We start from the raw sequence: 16,810 nt of genomic DNA, 5'->3' as shown, positions 1-16,810 counted from the left end.
CCGATTAACGCTTGCACCCTCCGTATTACCGCGGCTGCTGGCACGGAGTTAGCCGGTGCTTCTTCTGTAGGTAACGTCAAGCCTCATGGGTATTAGCCATAAGGTTTTCCTCCCTACTGAAAGTGCTTTACAACCCGAAAGCCTTCTTCACACACGCGGCATGGCTGGATCAGGGTTGCCCCCATTGTCCAATATTCCCCACTGCTGCCTCCCGTAGGAGTTCGGGCCGTGTCTCAGTCCCGATGTGGCTGATCATCCTCTCAGACCAGCTACGGATCGTCGCCTTGGTAGGCCTTTACCCCACCAACTAGCTAATCCGACTTAGGCTCATCCAATAGCGCAAGGTCCGAAGATCCCCTGCTTTCTCCCGTAGGACGTATGCGGTATTAATCCGGGTTTCCCCGGGCTATCCCCCACTACTGGGCAGATTCCTAAGCATTACTCACCCGTCCGCCGCTCGTCAGCGGGAAGCAAGCTTCCCCTGTTACCGCTCGACTTGCATGTGTTAAGCCTGCCGCCAGCGTTCAATCTGAGCCATGATCAAACTCTTCAGTTTAAATCATACAAGAACCCGAAAGTTCTTAATTCTTGCTCAAGACAAAACTCAATTTCGACGAGTCACTGTCCTGATATTTCGTGTCCGAAATACCTCGGCCAGCGCCCACACGAATTACTTGGTTAACTTTTTAAAGAGCGTTTGAGCTGTTGCTCAATCAAGGCCGCGTATTCTACATCGTTTCGCTGCCCTGTCAACCACTTTTTTCGAAGAATTTTTGAAGCAAATTTTCGAACACTTTCAAGTAGTTGCGTTCCTCGTGAACCGGCGTTGTCTGCCGTGTCCCTCAGAAGTGGTGCGCATTCTACAGCCCTCAGGAAAACTGTCAACGCCCATTTTCAATTTATTTTACCGGGCTTCGGTTTCCACCTACGCCAACGATCAAATACCCACCAAAACGCTCAGACGTTGATCAAAATCACGCTCTTCTCAGAGGAATGAGCGTGGAAAAACCTGACCAGTACACGCGAGCCCCCAATAAAACAGCCAGCACCAGGCCATAGATCATCATTTCGGTCACGTCGCTGCGCGCCTGCCACAGAAAATGAACCCAGGCCAGGAGTGCCGAGCTGTAGATAAGACGATGTAATGGTTTCCAGCCGCGCCCCACCCTTTTCATCATGCCCCTGGTCGAGGTCGCCGCCAGCGGCGCCATTAACAGGAACGCCAAGCCACCCGCGATGATATAGGGGCGCTTGGTAAAGGCTGCCCATAAATCAAACCATCCAAGAATGAACTGGAGGAAGGCGAGCACATGCAAAGCCGCGTAGAAAAAAGCATATAACCCCACCATCCTGCGAAAGCGGAGCCAACCAGCCCAACCTGTGATTTTTCGCAATGGTGAGATCAACAGGGTTATCAGCAGAAACTGGAACGCCGCGATACCCAGTGCTTCCGTAATGGTCTGGCCTGGATCAGGCCCCAGATTACCGTTCTGGATGTCCCACCCGATCAACGCGAGCGGAATCAGGCAGATCAGAAAAACCAGAACTTTAACCGGAGCATAGGGAAATTGACGAGAAGCCTTGGATGCCATCAATAATACCTGGACAAATCCATGCCCTTATATAAATGGGCGACGTGCTCACCATAGCCGTTAAACTTCACCGTCTCGATCCAGTTCGGGCTCAACAAACCAGAGGGCAGGCGACGCTCACGCTTCTGACTCCAGCGCGGATGATCCACTTCCGGATTCACGTTGGCATAAAAGCCATACTCTTCAGGCGCGATCATCTCCCAGCTGGTCTTGGGTCGCTGCTCCATGAAGCGGATACGGACGATCGACTTGATGCTCTTGAAGCCATATTTCCATGGCACAACCAGGCGGATCGGCGCACCATTCTGGTTTGGCAGGGTCTTGCCGTACAAACCAATGGCCAGAAACGACAACTCGTTCATGGCCTCGTCCATCCGGAGCCCCTCCCGGTAGGGCCAGTCAATCACGCTGAACATGGAGCGCTGCCCACGCATCTGGTCCGGATCATGACGGGTTTCGAAGTAGACGTATTTGGCTTTTGATGTCGGCTCCAGACTAGCGAGCACTTCGGCCAACGGCACACCGACCCACGGAATCACCATCGACCAGGCTTCCACGCAACGCAACCGGTAAATACGCTCCTGGTACTGGTGAGGCTTCAGCAGATCTTCCAGCGCATAGGCGCCTGTCTTTGCACATTCACCTTCGACAGATACAGACCAGGGGTCGACCGACATGGCGCCTGCATATCGCGCAGGGTCGCCTTTGTCCGTACCAAACTCATAAAAGTTGTTGTAGGAAGTAATCGCGGGGTAAGGCGCTTTCTTTTCGTCGGTAGAAAACGCCGGCATGGCCTTATACTGCAGGGCGTCGCCAGGAATTCCGCCCTCCTCCGCCTTGAGAAGGGCCGGCATGGTCAGCGCCGCAGCGGATGCCATCGTCCCGGCCATGAATTTCCGCCGGTTCAGGTAGACGGATTCAGGCGTCACTTCAGATTCTGACAGAGCCCACGACGGGCGGCGCTTGATAAGCATCGGGAACCTCCAATTCATTACTTGAGGTAACTGACCGGAGGTTCCCGAGAAAATTCCCGGCCGATTCACTCGGCCGAGGGGTAAGTCCTACCGAGCGCGGGCCGGCTTGCGACGGAACAGAGCCCGGACCGGGCCGGAAAGTGCGTAAATCAGGAACCCGGTGAAGAGTACGGTGGCGGGATCAAGGGCGATCACCACAAACACCAGCACCACCAGAAGTATTGCCGCGAAAGGCACCCGACCTCGAAGATCGAGATCCTTGAAGCTGCGGTAAAGAATATTGCTGACCATCAGCACACCGGTTCCGGCCACAACGATAATTGTCAGCAACGTCAGCCAGGACGATGGCTCGAAACTGTGGAAACACCACACCAGCCCCGCAACACAGGCAGCTGCCGATGGACTGGGCAGGCCCACAAAGTATTTTTTGTCCACGGAGCCGATCTGGGTATTGAACCGAGCCAACCGCAATGCTGCGCCAGCCACGTAGATGAACGTAACCACCCAGCCCACTTTGTCCAATCCGTTGAGGGACCAGAAAAAGGCCACCAGGCCGGGCGCAACACCGAAGGCCACCATGTCGGCAAGGCTGTCGTATTCCTCACCGAATTTGCTCTGGGTATTTGTCATCCGGGCGACACGGCCATCCAGCCCATCCAGAATCATGGACACAAAAATGGCAATAGCAGCATTGTCGAAGACACCATTGGCGGCAGAAACAATCGCATAGAATCCAGAGAACAGAGAGGCAGTCGTCAGCGCGTTGGGAAGCAGGTAAATGCCTTTGCGACGAACCTTGGTCCCCTCAACAAGCTCCTCTTCAACCACTTCACCGGGCTCAATTTCCGGATCTGCGGCTTTCCTGGTTTCTGATTTTTCCACGGTATTCTTTTCTTCAGTCATTCCATAAACTCCGGAAAGCATTTGGGCGGAGTATAAACGAAAAACGCGGCCACAAGGGGCCGCGTTTCCAAACCTTACCGAAAATCCGGATCAGTTCTTGTCTTTGTCCACGATCTTGTTCGCGGAAATCCACGGCATCATGGAACGCAGCTTCTCGCCCACGGTCTCGATCTCGTGAGCCGCATTCTGGCGACGGCGAGCGGTCATGGACGGATAGTTCAGGGCACCTTCAGAGATGAACATCTTGGCGTATTCGCCGCTCTGGATGCGCTTCAGTGCGTTGCGCATGGCTTCGCGGGACTGCTCGTTGATCACCTCCGGACCGGTTACGTACTCACCGTACTCGGCGTTGTTGGAGATGGAGTAATTCATGTTGGCGATGCCGCCTTCGTACATCAGGTCAACGATCAGCTTCAGCTCGTGCAGACACTCGAAGTACGCCATTTCCGGAGCGTAGCCCGCTTCGGTCAGGGTTTCGAAGCCGGCTTTAACCAGCTCAACCGCACCACCGCACAGAACCGCCTGCTCACCGAACAGATCGGTTTCGGTTTCGTCCTTGAAGGTGGTTTCGATGATACCGGTACGGCCGCCGCCGATGCCGCTGGCGTAGGACAGAGCTACATTCTTGGCGTTGCCGGACGCGTCCTGGAAGATCGCAATCAGGTCAGGGATACCACCGCCCTTGGTGAACTCGGTGCGCACAGTGTGGCCCGGAGCTTTCGGAGCAACCATGATCACGTCCAGATCTTTGCGCGGAACGATCTGGTTGTAGTGAATCGCAAAACCGTGAGCGAAGGCCAGGGTAGCGCCCTGCTTCAGGTTCGGCTCGATTTCCTCACGGTACAGCTGGGCCTGGAACTCGTCCGGCGTCAGAACCATGACCACGTCTGCAGATGCAACGGCAGAAGCCACATCGCTGGTCTTCAGTCCATAGGCTTCAGCCTTGGCGATGGAGGATGAACCGGCACGCAGACCAACAACCACGTCTACACCGGAGTCCTTCAGGTTACACGCATGAGCGTGACCCTGGGAGCCGAAGCCGAGAATGGCAACTTTCTTGCCCTGGATGATGGAAAGATCGCAATCCTTATCGTAATAAACCTGCATGAGAAACCTCTATTATATGTACTGACCCCTCGGGGCCATGATTTTCGATTTGTTTCGGCAGCCCTTACAGGCTGAGCACCTTTTCGCCCCGGGCAATGCCAGATACACCAGTGCGAACAACTTCCAGAACACCCGAAGTGCCCACCGCCTGAATGAAGCCGTCCAGCTTTTCACTGTCGCCGGCAAGCTGCACGGTGTAGACAGAACTGGTGACATCCACAATCTGGCCACGGAAGATATCCACCGTGCGCTTGATCTCGGCACGCTGGGATCCGGTTGCCTTGAGCTTGACCAGCATCAGCTCCCGCTCGATGTGAGCGCCCTCGGTCAGATCCACCAGCTTGACCACTTCGATCAGCTTGTTCAGCTGCTTGGTGATCTGCTCGATAACCTTGTCGGAACCTGTCGTGGTGACAGTCAGGCGAGACAGGGTTTCGTCTTCCGTGGGCGCCACGGTCAGGGTTTCGATGTTGTAGTTGCGCTGCGAAAACAGGCCAACCACACGAGACAGTGCGCCGGGTTCGTTTTCCAGCAAAACAGAAATGATTCGACGCATGATCACACCCTCTCCGTTTTGCTGAGCCACATGTCTTTCATGGATCCTCGAGCGACCTGCATGGGATAGACATGCTCAAAGCGGTCCACATAGATATCGACAAACACCAGTTTGTCTTTCATGGCCAGGACTTCCTTGAGCTTGGGCTCCAGGTCTTCCTTGCGATCAATGCGCACACCCACATGACCATACGCTTCCGCCAGCTTGATGAAGTCCGGCAAAGACTCCATGTAAGACTGGGAATGGCGGGACTCGTAATTCATGTCCTGCCACTGCTTGACCATGCCCAGAGCCTGGTTATTCAGGTTGATGATCTTCACCGGCAGATCGTACTGCTTGCAGGTGGACAGTTCCTGGATATTCATCTGGATACTGCCTTCACCAGTAAAGCACAGCACTTCATCTTCCGGATGGGTCAGTTTGATGCCCATGGCGGCCGGCAGGCCGAAGCCCATGGTGCCGAGGCCACCGGAGTTGATCCATCGGTTCGGCTTGTCGAACTTGTAGTACTGGGCAGCAAACATCTGGTGCTGACCTACATCGGTGGTTACGAAGGCATCACCATTGGTGAGCTTCCAGAGCATCTCGACCACTTCCTGGGGCTTGATTACATCCGGGCTGGTCTCGTAACGCATGCCGTGGAACGCGCGCCACTCTTCAATCTGCTTCCACCACGATGCCAGCGCCTCGGCATCCGGCTTGTCCCTGGATTCTTTTACCAGCGACAGCATTTCTTTCAGTACCGCATCCACCGGGCCGACAATGGGCACGTCTGCATCTATGGTCTTTGAGATAGATGCCGGGTCGATATCGATATGAATAATGCGCGCGCCCGGGCAGAACTTCTCGGTGGCGTTGGTCACGCGATCATCAAAGCGCGCGCCCACACAGAGAATCAGATCTGAATGGTGCATCGCCATGTTGGCTTCATAGGTACCGTGCATACCCAGCCAGCCCAGGTGCTGTTTGTCAGTCGCCGGATAGCAACCAATGCCCATCAGGGTGTTGGTGATAGGGAAGCCCAGGGTCCGGGTCAGCTCGGTCAACTGGCTGGAAGCCTTGCCCAGGATCACACCGCCGCCGGCATAGATGACCGGGCGTTTGGCCGCCATCAGCATGTCGACGGCTTTTTTGATCTGACCGGCATGGCCACGAACCGCCGGGTTATAGGAGCGCAGCTTGACCTTCTTGGGATAGGAGTACTCATAGCGCTCATTCGGTGTGGTCATATCCTTCGGGATATCAACCACAACCGGACCGGGACGACCGGTAGCAGCGATGTAGTATGCCTTGCGGATTACCTCAGGGATTTCCTCGGGGTGACGAACGCTCAGATTGTGCTTAACCACCGGACGGGAAACACCGATCATATCGGTTTCCTGGAAGGCATCCTCACCAATAAGGGTGGATGCAACCTGGCCGCACAGAACCACCATGGGGATGGAATCCATGAACGCGGTGGCAATGCCGGTAATGGTGTTGGTGGCTCCAGGACCCGAGGTCACCAGTACGGTACCTGGTTTTCCGGTTGCACGGGCATAGCCGTCGGCCATGTGGACCGCCGCCTGTTCGTGCCGCACCAGAATATGCTTGACTTTGTCCTGCCTGAACAGCGCATCATAAATATGAAGGGCTGCACCACCCGGATAGCCGTATATGTATTCGATCCCTTCATCCTGCAGGGAGCGGATCAGCATATCGGCGCCAGACAATAACTCCACGATTTTCTACCCTCTTCTACGAGTGAATGAGCCGGGTTACGCCCCGGTTGCCTGGATTCTCGGTTTCCCTGCTTCTTGTGAAAGCGGAACCGGCGTACTCCTCCACACCAAAACTAAAGAGGTTGTCTCCTGGCCAGCCGCCCTCCTGAGGGTTGCGGAGAACGGCCAATCAACGGGTTGCACGTAAGCAACAACCAAGGCCCGCCAGACGCTGGCGAACGCAGTGTGGTGATTAACGGGGGATACTCGCTCGGGATTGCCTGCCGTATTGACCCCAGTCTTCAGGCAATCGGTAATTCTGACAGCGGGAAACTCGCTGTCAATAGGCGCTGTGGCTTAATTACCGCCGAATTCGCCTCTCTCTGCCATACTGTGCAAAACTGCGAGCAAGATTTTGAACCAGAGACAGGAAAATCCAGCCATCCGATGGCATGATAGCCACAGGCAGTAACCAAGTGACGAGCAGAGACATGAACCGAAAAATATTATTGCTGACGGTATTGATGGCGGCCGCACCCGGCCTTGCAACCAGCGCTTCGGTCTATAAGTGGACAGACGAGAACGGCGTAACACACTTTGGCGACCGACAGCCAACCGGCCGTAACGCCGAACAGGTCAACGTTCGTTCCGGCACCAGTCAGGGCGCTGGTGTTCAGCGCCGAAGCGCACAGGAACAGCTGGACGAACTGCAGGAACAACAAGCGGCAGAGCAGCAGCAACGAGAAGAATCCGCGGTTGAAGAAGCTCGCCGGAAGCAGCGCGAGGCCAACTGCGGCACAGCTCGCTCCAATCTTGAGGTGATCAATAACAACGCTCGTATCCGGGTGGAGGAGAACGGTGAAACCCGATACCTGAGTCCCGAGGAAATTGCGCAGCAGCGCCAGAAATTCCAGGAAATCGCAGACGAAAACTGCGGCCCGGAACAAGGTGGCAGCAGCGCGCGTTAAACCCTAGAGGTTCGGATAACAGAAAAGGGCGGAGACTCGTGTCTTCCGCCCTTTTTTAAATAAGCAACTGTAGTTCCCTCGTCAGCCGTTCTTGCTGAACACCAACCGGTCTTCCTGCACCGTTGCGCGAATGATATCGCCGGGCACAAACGCACCCTGAAGCAGCTTTTGCGCCAGCGGATTTTCGATCATGCGCTGAATCGCCCGCTTCAGCGGCCGGGCACCATAAACCGGGTCGTACCCGACTTCCGCCAGCAACTGCATGACGTCGTCTCCGAGTTCCAGTTTCATATCCTGATCCTTCAGGCGACGAGCCAGATTCTCGATCTGGATGCGGGCGATGCCCTGAATCTGGGACTCCGCCAGCGGATGGAACACCACCACTTCATCCACACGGTTAATGAACTCCGGCCGGAAATGAGTGCCAACCACTTCCATCACCGCCGACTTCATATCTTCGTAGTTCTCTTCTCCGGCCTTCTCCTGAATGATGTGGGAACCCAGGTTTGAGGTCATCACCACCACTGTGTTGCGGAAGTCGACCGTGCGGCCCTGACCATCGGTCAGACGCCCATCATCCAGCACCTGAAGCAGGATGTTGAAGACATCCGGGTGCGCCTTTTCAACCTCATCCAGAAGCAGAACCGAGTAGGGCCTGCGACGCACGGCCTCAGTCAGGTAGCCACCCTCTTCATACCCCACATATCCGGGAGGCGCACCAATCAAACGGGCGACCGAGTGCTTCTCCATGAATTCCGACATATCGATGCGAACCATGGCCTCTTCGGTATCGAACAGGAAGTTTGCCAGCGCCTTGCACAACTCGGTCTTCCCCACCCCGGTCGGCCCAAGGAACAGGAAAGAACCATTGGGACGATTCGGATCCGACAGTCCAGCCCGGGACCGGCGCACCGCATTGGATACCGCTTCCACGGCCTCATCCTGGCCAATGACCCGATCGTGGAGGGCTTCCTCCATGCGCATCAGCTTGTCGCGCTCCCCCTCCAGCATCTTGGATACCGGAATCCCGGTCCACTTTGAAACGATTTCCGCAATTTCTTCATCCGTGACCCGGTTGCGCAACAGCTTCATTTCCATCATTTCCGCCTGGCTGGCCATATCCAGTTGGCGCTCCAGCTCCGGGATCTTGCCGTACTGCAGCTCGGACATCTTGCCCAGATCCCCTGCACGGCGGGCATTCTCCAGGTCAATCCTGGCCTGCTCCAGTTGGCTCTTGATCTTCTGGGAGCCATGCAGAGCCGCCTTTTCAGTGTTCCAGACTTCCTCAAGGTCGGCGTATTCGCGCTCAACGTTGCCGATAACGGCAGACAACTCTTCCAGCCGCTTCTTAGAGGCTGCGTCGGTTTCCTTTTTCAGGGCTTCCCGCTCAATCTTGAGCTGAATCAGCCGGCGCTCCAGGCGATCCAGAGCCTCAGGCTTGGAGTCCATTTCCATACGGATCTGGCTGGCCGCTTCATCCACCAGGTCAATGGCCTTATCCGGCAACTGACGATCGGTAATATATCGATGAGACAGCTTGGCGGCCGCGATGATGGCGCCATCCGTTACCTCAACCCCATGGTGAACCTCATAGCGCTCTTTCAGCCCACGCAGGATGGCGATGGTATCTTCCTCACTGGGCTCGCTGACCAGCACTTTCTGGAAACGGCGCTCCAGTGCTGCGTCTTTTTCAATATTTTCCCGGTACTCATTCAGCGTGGTGGCGCCGACACAATGCAACTCTCCCCGGGCCAGCGCCGGCTTCAGCATATTGCCGGCATCCATGGACCCTTCGGCTTTACCGGCCCCCACCATGGTGTGGATTTCGTCAATGAACAGGATGATCTGGCCTTCCTGCTTGGACAGCTCGTTAAGCACCGCCTTCAGGCGCTCCTCAAATTCGCCGCGAAATTTGGCGCCGGCAATCAATGCCCCCATATCCAGCGACAGCACCTTCTTGTCTTTCAGACCATCAGGCACCTCGCCGTTGACGATACGCTGGGCCAGCCCCTCGACGATGGCCGTTTTCCCCACACCGGGCTCACCAATCAGCACCGGATTATTCTTGCGCCGGCGCTGCAGTACCTGAATGGTGCGACGTATTTCGTCGTCGCGACCGATTACCGGGTCCAGCTTACCGGCTTCAGCCCGCTCGGTAAGATCAATGGTGTACTTTGAAAGCGCCTGGCGGTTTTCCTCAGCGCCCGCATCATTCACCGACTCTCCCCCACGCACTTCGTCAATGGCCTTTTCCAGCGCCGCCTTGTCAACGCCTTGCTCTCGCAGAATGCGACCCAGCGAACCGCGGTCTTCAACCGCCGCCAGCAGAACCAGCTCACTGGATATGAACTGGTCACCCCGCTTTTGGGCCAGCTTGTCGGAAATGTTGAACAGTCGACCCATGTCGTTCGACATGGACACATCGCCGGCATTGCCCTGCACTTCCGGCAGGTTCTCAATTTCCTTCGCCACGGCCTGCCGTACCCGGCCGGGCTCGACCCCCACTTGTTTGAGCAGCGGTTTAATGGAGCCTCCCTGCTGGTCCAGCAGGGCCTGCATCAGATGCACGGGCTCGATGAAGTTATGGTCTTTGCCAACCGCGATGGACTGCGCATCCGCCAACGCGGTTTGCAGTTTGCTGGTGAGCTTGTCGATTCTCATGTGTTCTTATCCCCAAAATTCGTAGTGAATACCGATCAACCCTGTGGTGCGGATATTCCGATTGCTTTGAAACTTAATGTAGGGGCAAGTGGGGGGAGTTCAAGTTGGGCAGGCCGCAATTCGTCAGAAATTTGACGGCTGTCAGTTAACACATCAGGGAGAGCAATCAGGAGTTCAGGATTTTAACCAGACCAGGGTCGCCATACGGCCGGTTTGACCATCCCGGCGATAGGAAAAGAACCATTCCCGATCCTGAACGGTGCACAGGCTACCGCCAGCGACCGCCGAGACACCAACCTGATGCAGGCGCAGGGCTGCCAGGCTGTAGATATCGGCCATGAAATGGCCCGGGCGGGCACCCTTGGCTTTAAAGGCATTCGCAGCCCGCGAGCTATGGCGAACAAACGCTTCGCGCACTTCAGGACCAACTTCGAAACTGTCGGGGCCAATGGCGGGACCCAGCCAGGCCGAAAGCTTGTCAGGCTCAACCGCCATCGCACTGACCAGGTTTTCCAGCACGCCTCCGCTGAGGCTGCGCCAGCCGGCGTGAGCAGCCCCCACTACGGTTCCATCGGAATCAGCAATCACCACGGGCAGGCAGTCAGCAGTCAGAATGGCACAACCAAGGCCGGGAAATCGGGTGAAACTGGCATCCGCTTCCGGAACCAGCTTGGCGTTGTCGGGTGTAAGCTCGACCACCCTCGCACCATGCACCTGATTCAACCAGCCAATCCGATCCACCTCTAACCCCGTGAAGCGGGCCAGGCGCTGCCGGTTTTCGGCGACAGATTCAGGGCTATCCCCGACATGATCCCCTAGGTTGAGCGAGCTCCACGGCGCCTCACTGACGCCTCCCTTGCGAGTCGTGCACATGGCTTGCACCGCCCCCGGTGCGGACCAACTCGGCCTCAGGATGTAGTTGTCAGAAATCACGTTCTTCCAGCTCCCGGGCGTGTTTGCGCAGAGCTTCGATCAGGTGAACCATATCCTCTGGTAGCGGCACCTCCCAGCTCAGAATCTCACCCGTTTCCGGATGCTCAAGGGTCAACTGTCTCGCATGCAGGGCCTGCCGGGTGAACGCAGCCAGTACATCCCGAAGCTCCTCTGTAGTGCCTTTGGGCAACCGCAGACGCCCACCGTAGGCAGGATCACCAACCAGCGGGTGGCGCACATGCGCCATGTGCACACGGATCTGATGGGTGCGGCCACTTTCCAGCTTGCAACGAACCAGGGTATGCGCGGCAAAACGCTCCAGCAGACGGTAATGGGTGACCGCCGGTTTGCCACTGGAAACCACGGCCATGCGTTTACGATCCTGCGGATGACGGCCAATAGGTGCGTCAACTGTTGCACCACCGGTCAGCGCGCCCACCACCACGGCCTCATACTCCCGCCCCATCGTGCGCGTTTGCAACTGGTCTACCAGGGAGGTATGTGCAATCAGGCTGCGGGCCACCACCATGATGCCGGAGGTATCCTTGTCCAGGCGATGAACAATACCTGCCCTCGGCAGGTTTTCCACTTCCGGCGCGTAGTTCAGCAGGGCGTTCACCAGCGTGCCATCGGCATGGCCGGCCGCTGGGTGCACCACCAACCCGGCCGGCTTGTTGATCACCAGCAAGTGCTCATCTTCGTAGACGATATCCAGGCTGATAGGTTCGGCTTCCCAGGTCACCTGCACTTCCGGCTCAGCATCGAGAGCCAGGGAATCGCCCATCATTACCTTGTCTCGCGGCTTACGGGATTTTCCATTCACCGTCAGGGCTCCGCTCTTGATCCAGGACTGCAGGCGGGAGCGGGAATGCTCGGGCATCAGTTCCGCCGCCGCCTGGTCCAGCCGTTTATCGCTGAGCTCCGGCGGTACGGTAAATTGGCCGGTAATTCGGTTTTCGGAAGTCATTCAGCCTCGTTTTCGCCGTTGGTTTCTGGCGCAGACGGCCGCCGGACAGGCGGCGATGTTACGTTTCGGTCAGATTCTGGTGCCAATATCGGGAAACACTGCACACAGACAGCCTTCCCCGTTACAATGACCAATCCAACCACAAGTTCTGAACATTATACGGGATTCCGGCATGAGATCAGTCGTTCGATTACTGCTACTTTCCACACTTTTTGCGCTGGCCGCCGGCTGTGCGTCCCAGAAGGAGGTGGAAGTCCTGCCGGAACAAACCTATTACGAGAATGCCCGTGAGGCCATGAACTCGGGCAACTTCAACGAAGCCGAACAGAACCTGGATGCCCTGGAAACCTATTATCCATTCGGCCGTTATGCCGAACAGGCCCAGCTCGATCTGATCTTTGCCCGTTACCAGAACCTCGACCTTGAAGGTTCCCGGGCTGCCGCCGACCGCTTCATTCGCCTGAATCCGCAGAGTGAGCATCTGGACTACGCGCTCTACATGAGAGGGCTCGCCTCCTATAATCTGGACCTGGGACTGGCCACACGCTATTTCCCTGTTGATGCGGCCGCACGCAATCCCGGCGAGCAATTGCAGGCGTTCCGCGATTTCTCACAGTTGCTCAACCGGTTTCCGGACAGTGACTACGCTCTGGACGCCCGCCAGCGTATGATCGCCATCCGCAATCGAATGGCCGAACTGGAACTGCACGCTGCCCGTTACTACATCAAACGTGAAGCCTACGTGGCCGCCAACAACCGTGCTCGCTACGTAGTGGAGAACTACCCGTCTTCGCCTTCAGTGGAAGAGGCTCTGATGATCATGGCGGATACCTTCCGCTTTCTGGAGCTGAAAAAGGGCGCCAACGATGCCATTGCCACGCTGAGAAAAAACTTCCCGAACAGCGACGCCTTCAATGACAACGGTGAGTACGAATCAGATCTTCTTCGCCGCCAGAACCGGTCATTGACCAACGTGGTGACCTTCGGTCTGATGGGGGATGAGTAAGAGCGGGATTACTTCCCGCTCTTCCAGCCATTGGTAATGGGATAGCGTCTGTCTTTGCCAAAGCCCCGTTCGGTAATACGAACACCGATGGGGGCCTGGCGCCGCTTGTATTCATTGATATCAACCAGCCTGACCACCCTGTCCACATCCTCGCGCTCAAACCCTTCCGCGACGATAGCATCAGCACTGTAATCACGCTCCACGTATAGGTTCAGAATCTGATCCAGCACGTCATAGCCCGGCAAGCTGTCCTCGTCTTTCTGGTCTGGCGCCAGCTCGGCTGAGGGCGGGCGGGTAATCACCCGCTCCGGAATCACTGGTGACAGGGTATTGCGGTAGCGCGCCAGCCGGAAAACCAGCGTTTTCGGCACATCCTTCAGAACATCAAAGCCACCGGCCATGTCACCGTATAGCGTGGAATAGCCAACCGCCATTTCACTCTTGTTGCCAGTCGTGAGCACCAACGAGCCAAACTTGTTGGACAGCGACATGAGCAGCACCCCCCTCAGACGAGCCTGAAGGTTTTCCTCAGTGGTATCCGGCTTTGTGCCCGCAAACGGTTCTGCCAGCGCCGCCATGAAGGCATCGTACATGGGCTCAATGGAGAACACGTCATACTGCACACCCAGAGCGGTGGCCTCGGCTTCGGCATCTTCCAGGCTGATGCTGGAGGTATACCGGAACGGCATCATCACCGCGCGCACACGCTCCTTGCCCAGGGCATCCACCGCAACCGCCAGTGTAACTGCCGAATCGATGCCGCCGGACAGGCCCAGTACTACCGACCTGAAACCATTCTTGTTCACGTAATCCCGTACGCCGGTCACCAGGGCACTGTAAACATTGGCTTCCAGCTGCGGTTCTGGCGGTAACGGCCTGGAAATGGGCTGACAATGGTGCTCGCACAGGAAATCCACCGGGTACAGCCCCTCCTCGAACTGAGGCACCTCCGCAGACAGCCCACCCGAATGGTCGTACACCATGGAGCCGCCATCAAACACCAGCTCATCCTGACCACCCACCAGGTTCACGTAGACGATGCTGACCCGGTTCTCCCGGGACTTGCGCTCGAGCAAAGCCTTGCGACGGGCCTGTTTATCGATATCGTAGGGCGAGGCATTGAGATTAAGGATAAGCCGGGCACCCGCGGCGGCGGCATCCTCGAGCGGGCCATCTTTCCAGAGATCCTCACACACGGTAATACCGACGGGCTGGCCTTTAATGTCGAGCACCAGCGTGTCGGAACCTTCGGCGAAATAGCGCTTTTCGTCAAAAACCTGGTAGTTCGGCGGGAAGCGTTTGAAGTAGCGACCGCGAATCTGACCGGCTTCAATCACCAGCGCCGCGTTATATAGCAACCCTCCAGAGCGAATAGGAGCCCCGATGACCATCGCCGGAGGCAGTGCCGCACTTTGCAGCTTTTCCAGTGCTTCGCGCACGCGAAGGTCCAGACTCGGGCGCAACAGGAGATCCTCCGGCGGGTAACCGGTCAGGCACAGCTCCGGAAAGACAACGATATCGGCCTGATGCTCCGCCCAGGCCCGCTGGGTTGCCTCCAGAATCAGATCGGTATTGCCCGGAATATCTCCAACCAGGAAATCCAGTTGCGCCATAACAACGCGGAGTTTTCTGGCGGCGTTCTGGCTCTGGGATGTTTGACCGGCTTCCGGCATGGACTGGCTCCTGTAACTTGTTGCCGTTAAAAGGCTATTATAACCCGTCAACAACAAAGATTTCTCCCGCACACAGACAGATGAACCGCTCCATGGCTCAAGACACTGCCCACAATGACAGCAAGCGCTCTGCTTTCGGGCCACCGGCCAAGCAGCAACAGGCAAGGCTGTTCCGTGTATACAACCACTATCGCGTGGTCATCAGCCTGATGCTGCTGGGCTTGCTGTTCTTCGATCCATTCACCACCGACAGCAAGTTCCGCTGGCTGGAGTACTACCAGGCGGGTGTGGTTACCTACGTGGCAATCAATGGCTTTACCGCACTGCTCCTGCTTGCCGGCTTTCAGCCACGGCAGAGGCATATCACGCTCTCCATTCTGATCGACATACTGGTGATGCATGGGCTTCTATTCGCCAGCACCGGAATCACCAATGGCCTGGCCAACCTGGTAATAGTGTCTGTAGCGGCGGGCAATATTCTTACACCCAGCCGGGTCGGCACGTTCTACGCAGCACTGGCTGCCATCTGTTCGCTGGGCATTTCCGGCTGGGCCGTTCTGGCCATCGATGAAACCGCCGACGACATCGTCCGGGCGGGCACCCTGGGCATACTCTACTTTGCCGCTGCCTTCGTCCTGCAAGGCATCTCAAAACGGATGATCCGCAGTGAAGCTCTGGCGAGCAGCCGGGCAAGGAGCATTCAGGAACTGGAGCAGATCAACCAGCAGATCATCCAGCGCATGCGCACCGGCATCCTGGTGCTTGATCGTTTCGGCCAGATTCGGCTGGCCAACGCCGCCGCCGAAGAACTGCTGTTCGGTGTGAGCGCCGATGGAGAAGATCTGGAGCCCCGAGCAAGGCTACTGCCCAAACCGCTCAGGCAAGGACTGGAAAGCTGGCTGAAGAACCCGAACATGCGGATTGAACCCTTCCAGGCGTCCCCTACCTCACCGCTTTTGCAGGCGAACTTCACCCAGTTGGACCAGGAGCGGGGCGACCAGATTCTGGTGTTTATTGAAGACATGAGCAAAGTGACCCAGCAGGCCCAACAGATGAAGCTGGCCTCACTCGGACGCTTAACGGCTGGCATCGCTCACGAAATCCGGAATCCTCTCGGCGCCATAAGCCACGCTGCCCAGCTAATGGAAGAATCCCCCAGTCTGGATGAGGGGGATCTTCGCATGCTCGATATCATTCGCCGTCACTCCCGACGGGTGAATGGAATCATCGAGAATGTACTGGACCTCTCTCGCCGCCGGGCCGCAAATTCCGAGCTGATAGATGTCGGCCGATGGCTTCACGAGTTCCGGGATGATTTCGTGCAGACGGTGAATGGGGAAACGGCCACCACGATCGAATTAAATATCAGCGAGCAGATTCCACAGGCTCGTTTCGACAAGAGCCAGATTGAGCAGGTGATGGTGAATCTGTGCGACAATGGTTTGCGGTACAGCAAACAGCAGACCGGGCAAAACAGGATACAATTAATTGCGGGCGCCACGGCCGATGGCAAACGGGCTTACGTGGACGTTCGGGATTTTGGCCCGGGCATCAGTGCCGAGCATCGGCATTCCGTATTCGAGCCCTTTTTCACCACGGATAAAAGCGGAACCGGGCTTGGCCTTTACCTGGCCAGGGAGTTATGCGAAGCCAACCAGGCACACCTCTCGCTGGTCGATGACGGACAGCCGGGGTGCCGATTCCGCATAACGTTTGCTCACCCCGGGCGAATGATCTGACCAGCTGGCCATCGGGCGTTTGAATTCAACA

At 56.8% G+C, this 16,810-nt stretch carries 13 protein-coding genes and 1 rRNA gene; 3 read left to right on the top strand and 11 right to left on the bottom strand.

Annotated features, from left to right (window positions below):
* From ACSSVV_RS14825 to ACSSVV_RS14795, 7 genes are all read right to left on the bottom strand, one after another.
* Nucleotides 1-556, bottom strand: a 16S ribosomal RNA gene (locus ACSSVV_RS14825); the annotation flags it as partial.
* A 418-nt stretch (nt 557-974) separates the two neighbouring features.
* Complete coding sequence (locus ACSSVV_RS14820) at nt 975-1,592, bottom strand: protein-methionine-sulfoxide reductase heme-binding subunit MsrQ (protein ID WP_022992231.1); 618 nt, start codon at nt 1,590-1,592, stop codon at nt 975-977.
* Nucleotides 1,592-2,566 (bottom strand): protein-methionine-sulfoxide reductase catalytic subunit MsrP, encoded by a 975-nt coding sequence (gene msrP / locus ACSSVV_RS14815; RefSeq protein ID WP_454106467.1) that lies wholly within the window; start codon nt 2,564-2,566, stop codon nt 1,592-1,594. Before msrP ends, ACSSVV_RS14820 begins: the two co-directional genes overlap by 1 nt.
* An 87-nt stretch (nt 2,567-2,653) precedes the next feature.
* On the bottom strand, nt 2,654-3,469 hold the full coding sequence (gene pssA, locus ACSSVV_RS14810; protein ID WP_114434757.1) for a CDP-diacylglycerol--serine O-phosphatidyltransferase: 816 nt from the start codon (nt 3,467-3,469) through the stop codon (nt 2,654-2,656).
* Nucleotides 3,470-3,559: 90 nt separating this feature from the next.
* Nucleotides 3,560-4,576 carry a ketol-acid reductoisomerase gene (gene ilvC, locus ACSSVV_RS14805; protein WP_011784402.1) on the bottom strand — a complete coding sequence of 339 codons (1,017 nt, stop codon included), beginning with the start codon at nt 4,574-4,576 and terminating at the stop codon, nt 3,560-3,562.
* 64 nt (nt 4,577-4,640) lie between these two features.
* Complete coding sequence (gene ilvN / locus ACSSVV_RS14800) at nt 4,641-5,132, bottom strand: acetolactate synthase small subunit (RefSeq protein WP_011784401.1); 492 nt, start codon at nt 5,130-5,132, stop codon at nt 4,641-4,643.
* A 2-nt stretch (nt 5,133-5,134) separates the two neighbouring features.
* Nucleotides 5,135-6,853, bottom strand: a complete 1,719-nt coding sequence (locus ACSSVV_RS14795) for an acetolactate synthase 3 large subunit (RefSeq protein ID WP_011784400.1) — start codon at nt 6,851-6,853, stop codon at nt 5,135-5,137.
* Nucleotides 6,854-7,323: 470 nt separating this feature from the next.
* Here ACSSVV_RS14795 and ACSSVV_RS14790 point away from each other — a divergent pair, with 470 nt between their 5' ends.
* On the top strand, nt 7,324-7,800 hold the full coding sequence (locus tag ACSSVV_RS14790) for a DUF4124 domain-containing protein (RefSeq protein WP_141067872.1): 477 nt from the start codon (nt 7,324-7,326) through the stop codon (nt 7,798-7,800).
* A gap of 81 nt (nt 7,801-7,881) precedes the next feature.
* Here the strand turns inward: ACSSVV_RS14790 and clpB are convergent, their stop codons facing one another.
* From clpB to rluD, 3 genes are all read right to left on the bottom strand, one after another.
* Nucleotides 7,882-10,461, bottom strand: coding sequence for an ATP-dependent chaperone ClpB (clpB, locus tag ACSSVV_RS14785; RefSeq protein WP_022992226.1), 2,580 nt, complete (start codon nt 10,459-10,461; stop codon nt 7,882-7,884).
* Nucleotides 10,462-10,635: 174 nt separating this feature from the next.
* Complete coding sequence (gene pgeF, locus ACSSVV_RS14780; protein ID WP_454106466.1) at nt 10,636-11,334, bottom strand: peptidoglycan editing factor PgeF; 699 nt, start codon at nt 11,332-11,334, stop codon at nt 10,636-10,638.
* A gap of 49 nt (nt 11,335-11,383) precedes the next feature.
* The gene (rluD, locus tag ACSSVV_RS14775) at nt 11,384-12,361 is read right to left on the bottom strand and encodes a 23S rRNA pseudouridine(1911/1915/1917) synthase RluD (RefSeq protein WP_014420609.1); all 978 of its coding nucleotides are present in this window, start codon (nt 12,359-12,361) and stop codon (nt 11,384-11,386) included.
* A gap of 172 nt (nt 12,362-12,533) precedes the next feature.
* Here rluD and ACSSVV_RS14770 point away from each other — a divergent pair, with 172 nt between their 5' ends.
* Nucleotides 12,534-13,367, top strand: a complete 834-nt coding sequence (locus tag ACSSVV_RS14770) for an outer membrane protein assembly factor BamD (protein ID WP_011784395.1) — start codon at nt 12,534-12,536, stop codon at nt 13,365-13,367.
* An 8-nt stretch (nt 13,368-13,375) separates the two neighbouring features.
* On the opposite strand, the gene ACSSVV_RS14765 is transcribed toward ACSSVV_RS14770, so the two are convergent.
* Nucleotides 13,376-15,040 carry an NAD+ synthase gene (locus tag ACSSVV_RS14765; protein ID WP_454106465.1) on the bottom strand — a complete coding sequence of 555 codons (1,665 nt, stop codon included), beginning with the start codon at nt 15,038-15,040 and terminating at the stop codon, nt 13,376-13,378.
* 92 nt (nt 15,041-15,132) lie between these two features.
* On the opposite strand from ACSSVV_RS14765, the gene ACSSVV_RS14760 reads away from it, so the two are divergent.
* The gene (locus ACSSVV_RS14760; RefSeq protein ID WP_454106464.1) at nt 15,133-16,779 is read left to right on the top strand and encodes a sensor histidine kinase; all 1,647 of its coding nucleotides are present in this window, start codon (nt 15,133-15,135) and stop codon (nt 16,777-16,779) included.
* Nucleotides 16,780-16,810: the final 31 nt, after the last annotated feature.

The sequence above is a fragment of the Marinobacter sp. MBR-105 genome (assembly GCF_053628895.1).
The sequence above is the reverse complement of the archived record's forward strand: the minus strand, read 5'-3'. Positions and strand labels throughout refer to the sequence as shown.

Coding starts and splice junctions, on each gene's coding strand:
- ACSSVV_RS14820 (WP_022992231.1), bottom strand. CDS start 1,592: ATGGCATCCAAGGCTTCTCGTCAATTTCCCTATGCTCCGGTTAAAGTT.
- msrP (WP_454106467.1), bottom strand. CDS start 2,566: ATGCTTATCAAGCGCCGCCCGTCGTGGGCTCTGTCAGAATCTGAAGTG.
- pssA (WP_114434757.1), bottom strand. CDS start 3,469: ATGACTGAAGAAAAGAATACCGTGGAAAAATCAGAAACCAGGAAAGCC.
- ilvC (WP_011784402.1), bottom strand. CDS start 4,576: ATGCAGGTTTATTACGATAAGGATTGCGATCTTTCCATCATCCAGGGC.
- ilvN (WP_011784401.1), bottom strand. CDS start 5,132: ATGCGTCGAATCATTTCTGTTTTGCTGGAAAACGAACCCGGCGCACTG.
- ACSSVV_RS14790 (WP_141067872.1), top strand. CDS start 7,324: ATGAACCGAAAAATATTATTGCTGACGGTATTGATGGCGGCCGCACCC.
- clpB (WP_022992226.1), bottom strand. CDS start 10,461: ATGAGAATCGACAAGCTCACCAGCAAACTGCAAACCGCGTTGGCGGAT.
- pgeF (WP_454106466.1), bottom strand. CDS start 11,334: ATGTGCACGACTCGCAAGGGAGGCGTCAGTGAGGCGCCGTGGAGCTCG.
- rluD (WP_014420609.1), bottom strand. CDS start 12,361: ATGACTTCCGAAAACCGAATTACCGGCCAATTTACCGTACCGCCGGAG.
- ACSSVV_RS14770 (WP_011784395.1), top strand. CDS start 12,534: ATGAGATCAGTCGTTCGATTACTGCTACTTTCCACACTTTTTGCGCTG.
- ACSSVV_RS14765 (WP_454106465.1), bottom strand. CDS start 15,040: ATGCCGGAAGCCGGTCAAACATCCCAGAGCCAGAACGCCGCCAGAAAA.
- ACSSVV_RS14760 (WP_454106464.1), top strand. CDS start 15,133: ATGGCTCAAGACACTGCCCACAATGACAGCAAGCGCTCTGCTTTCGGG.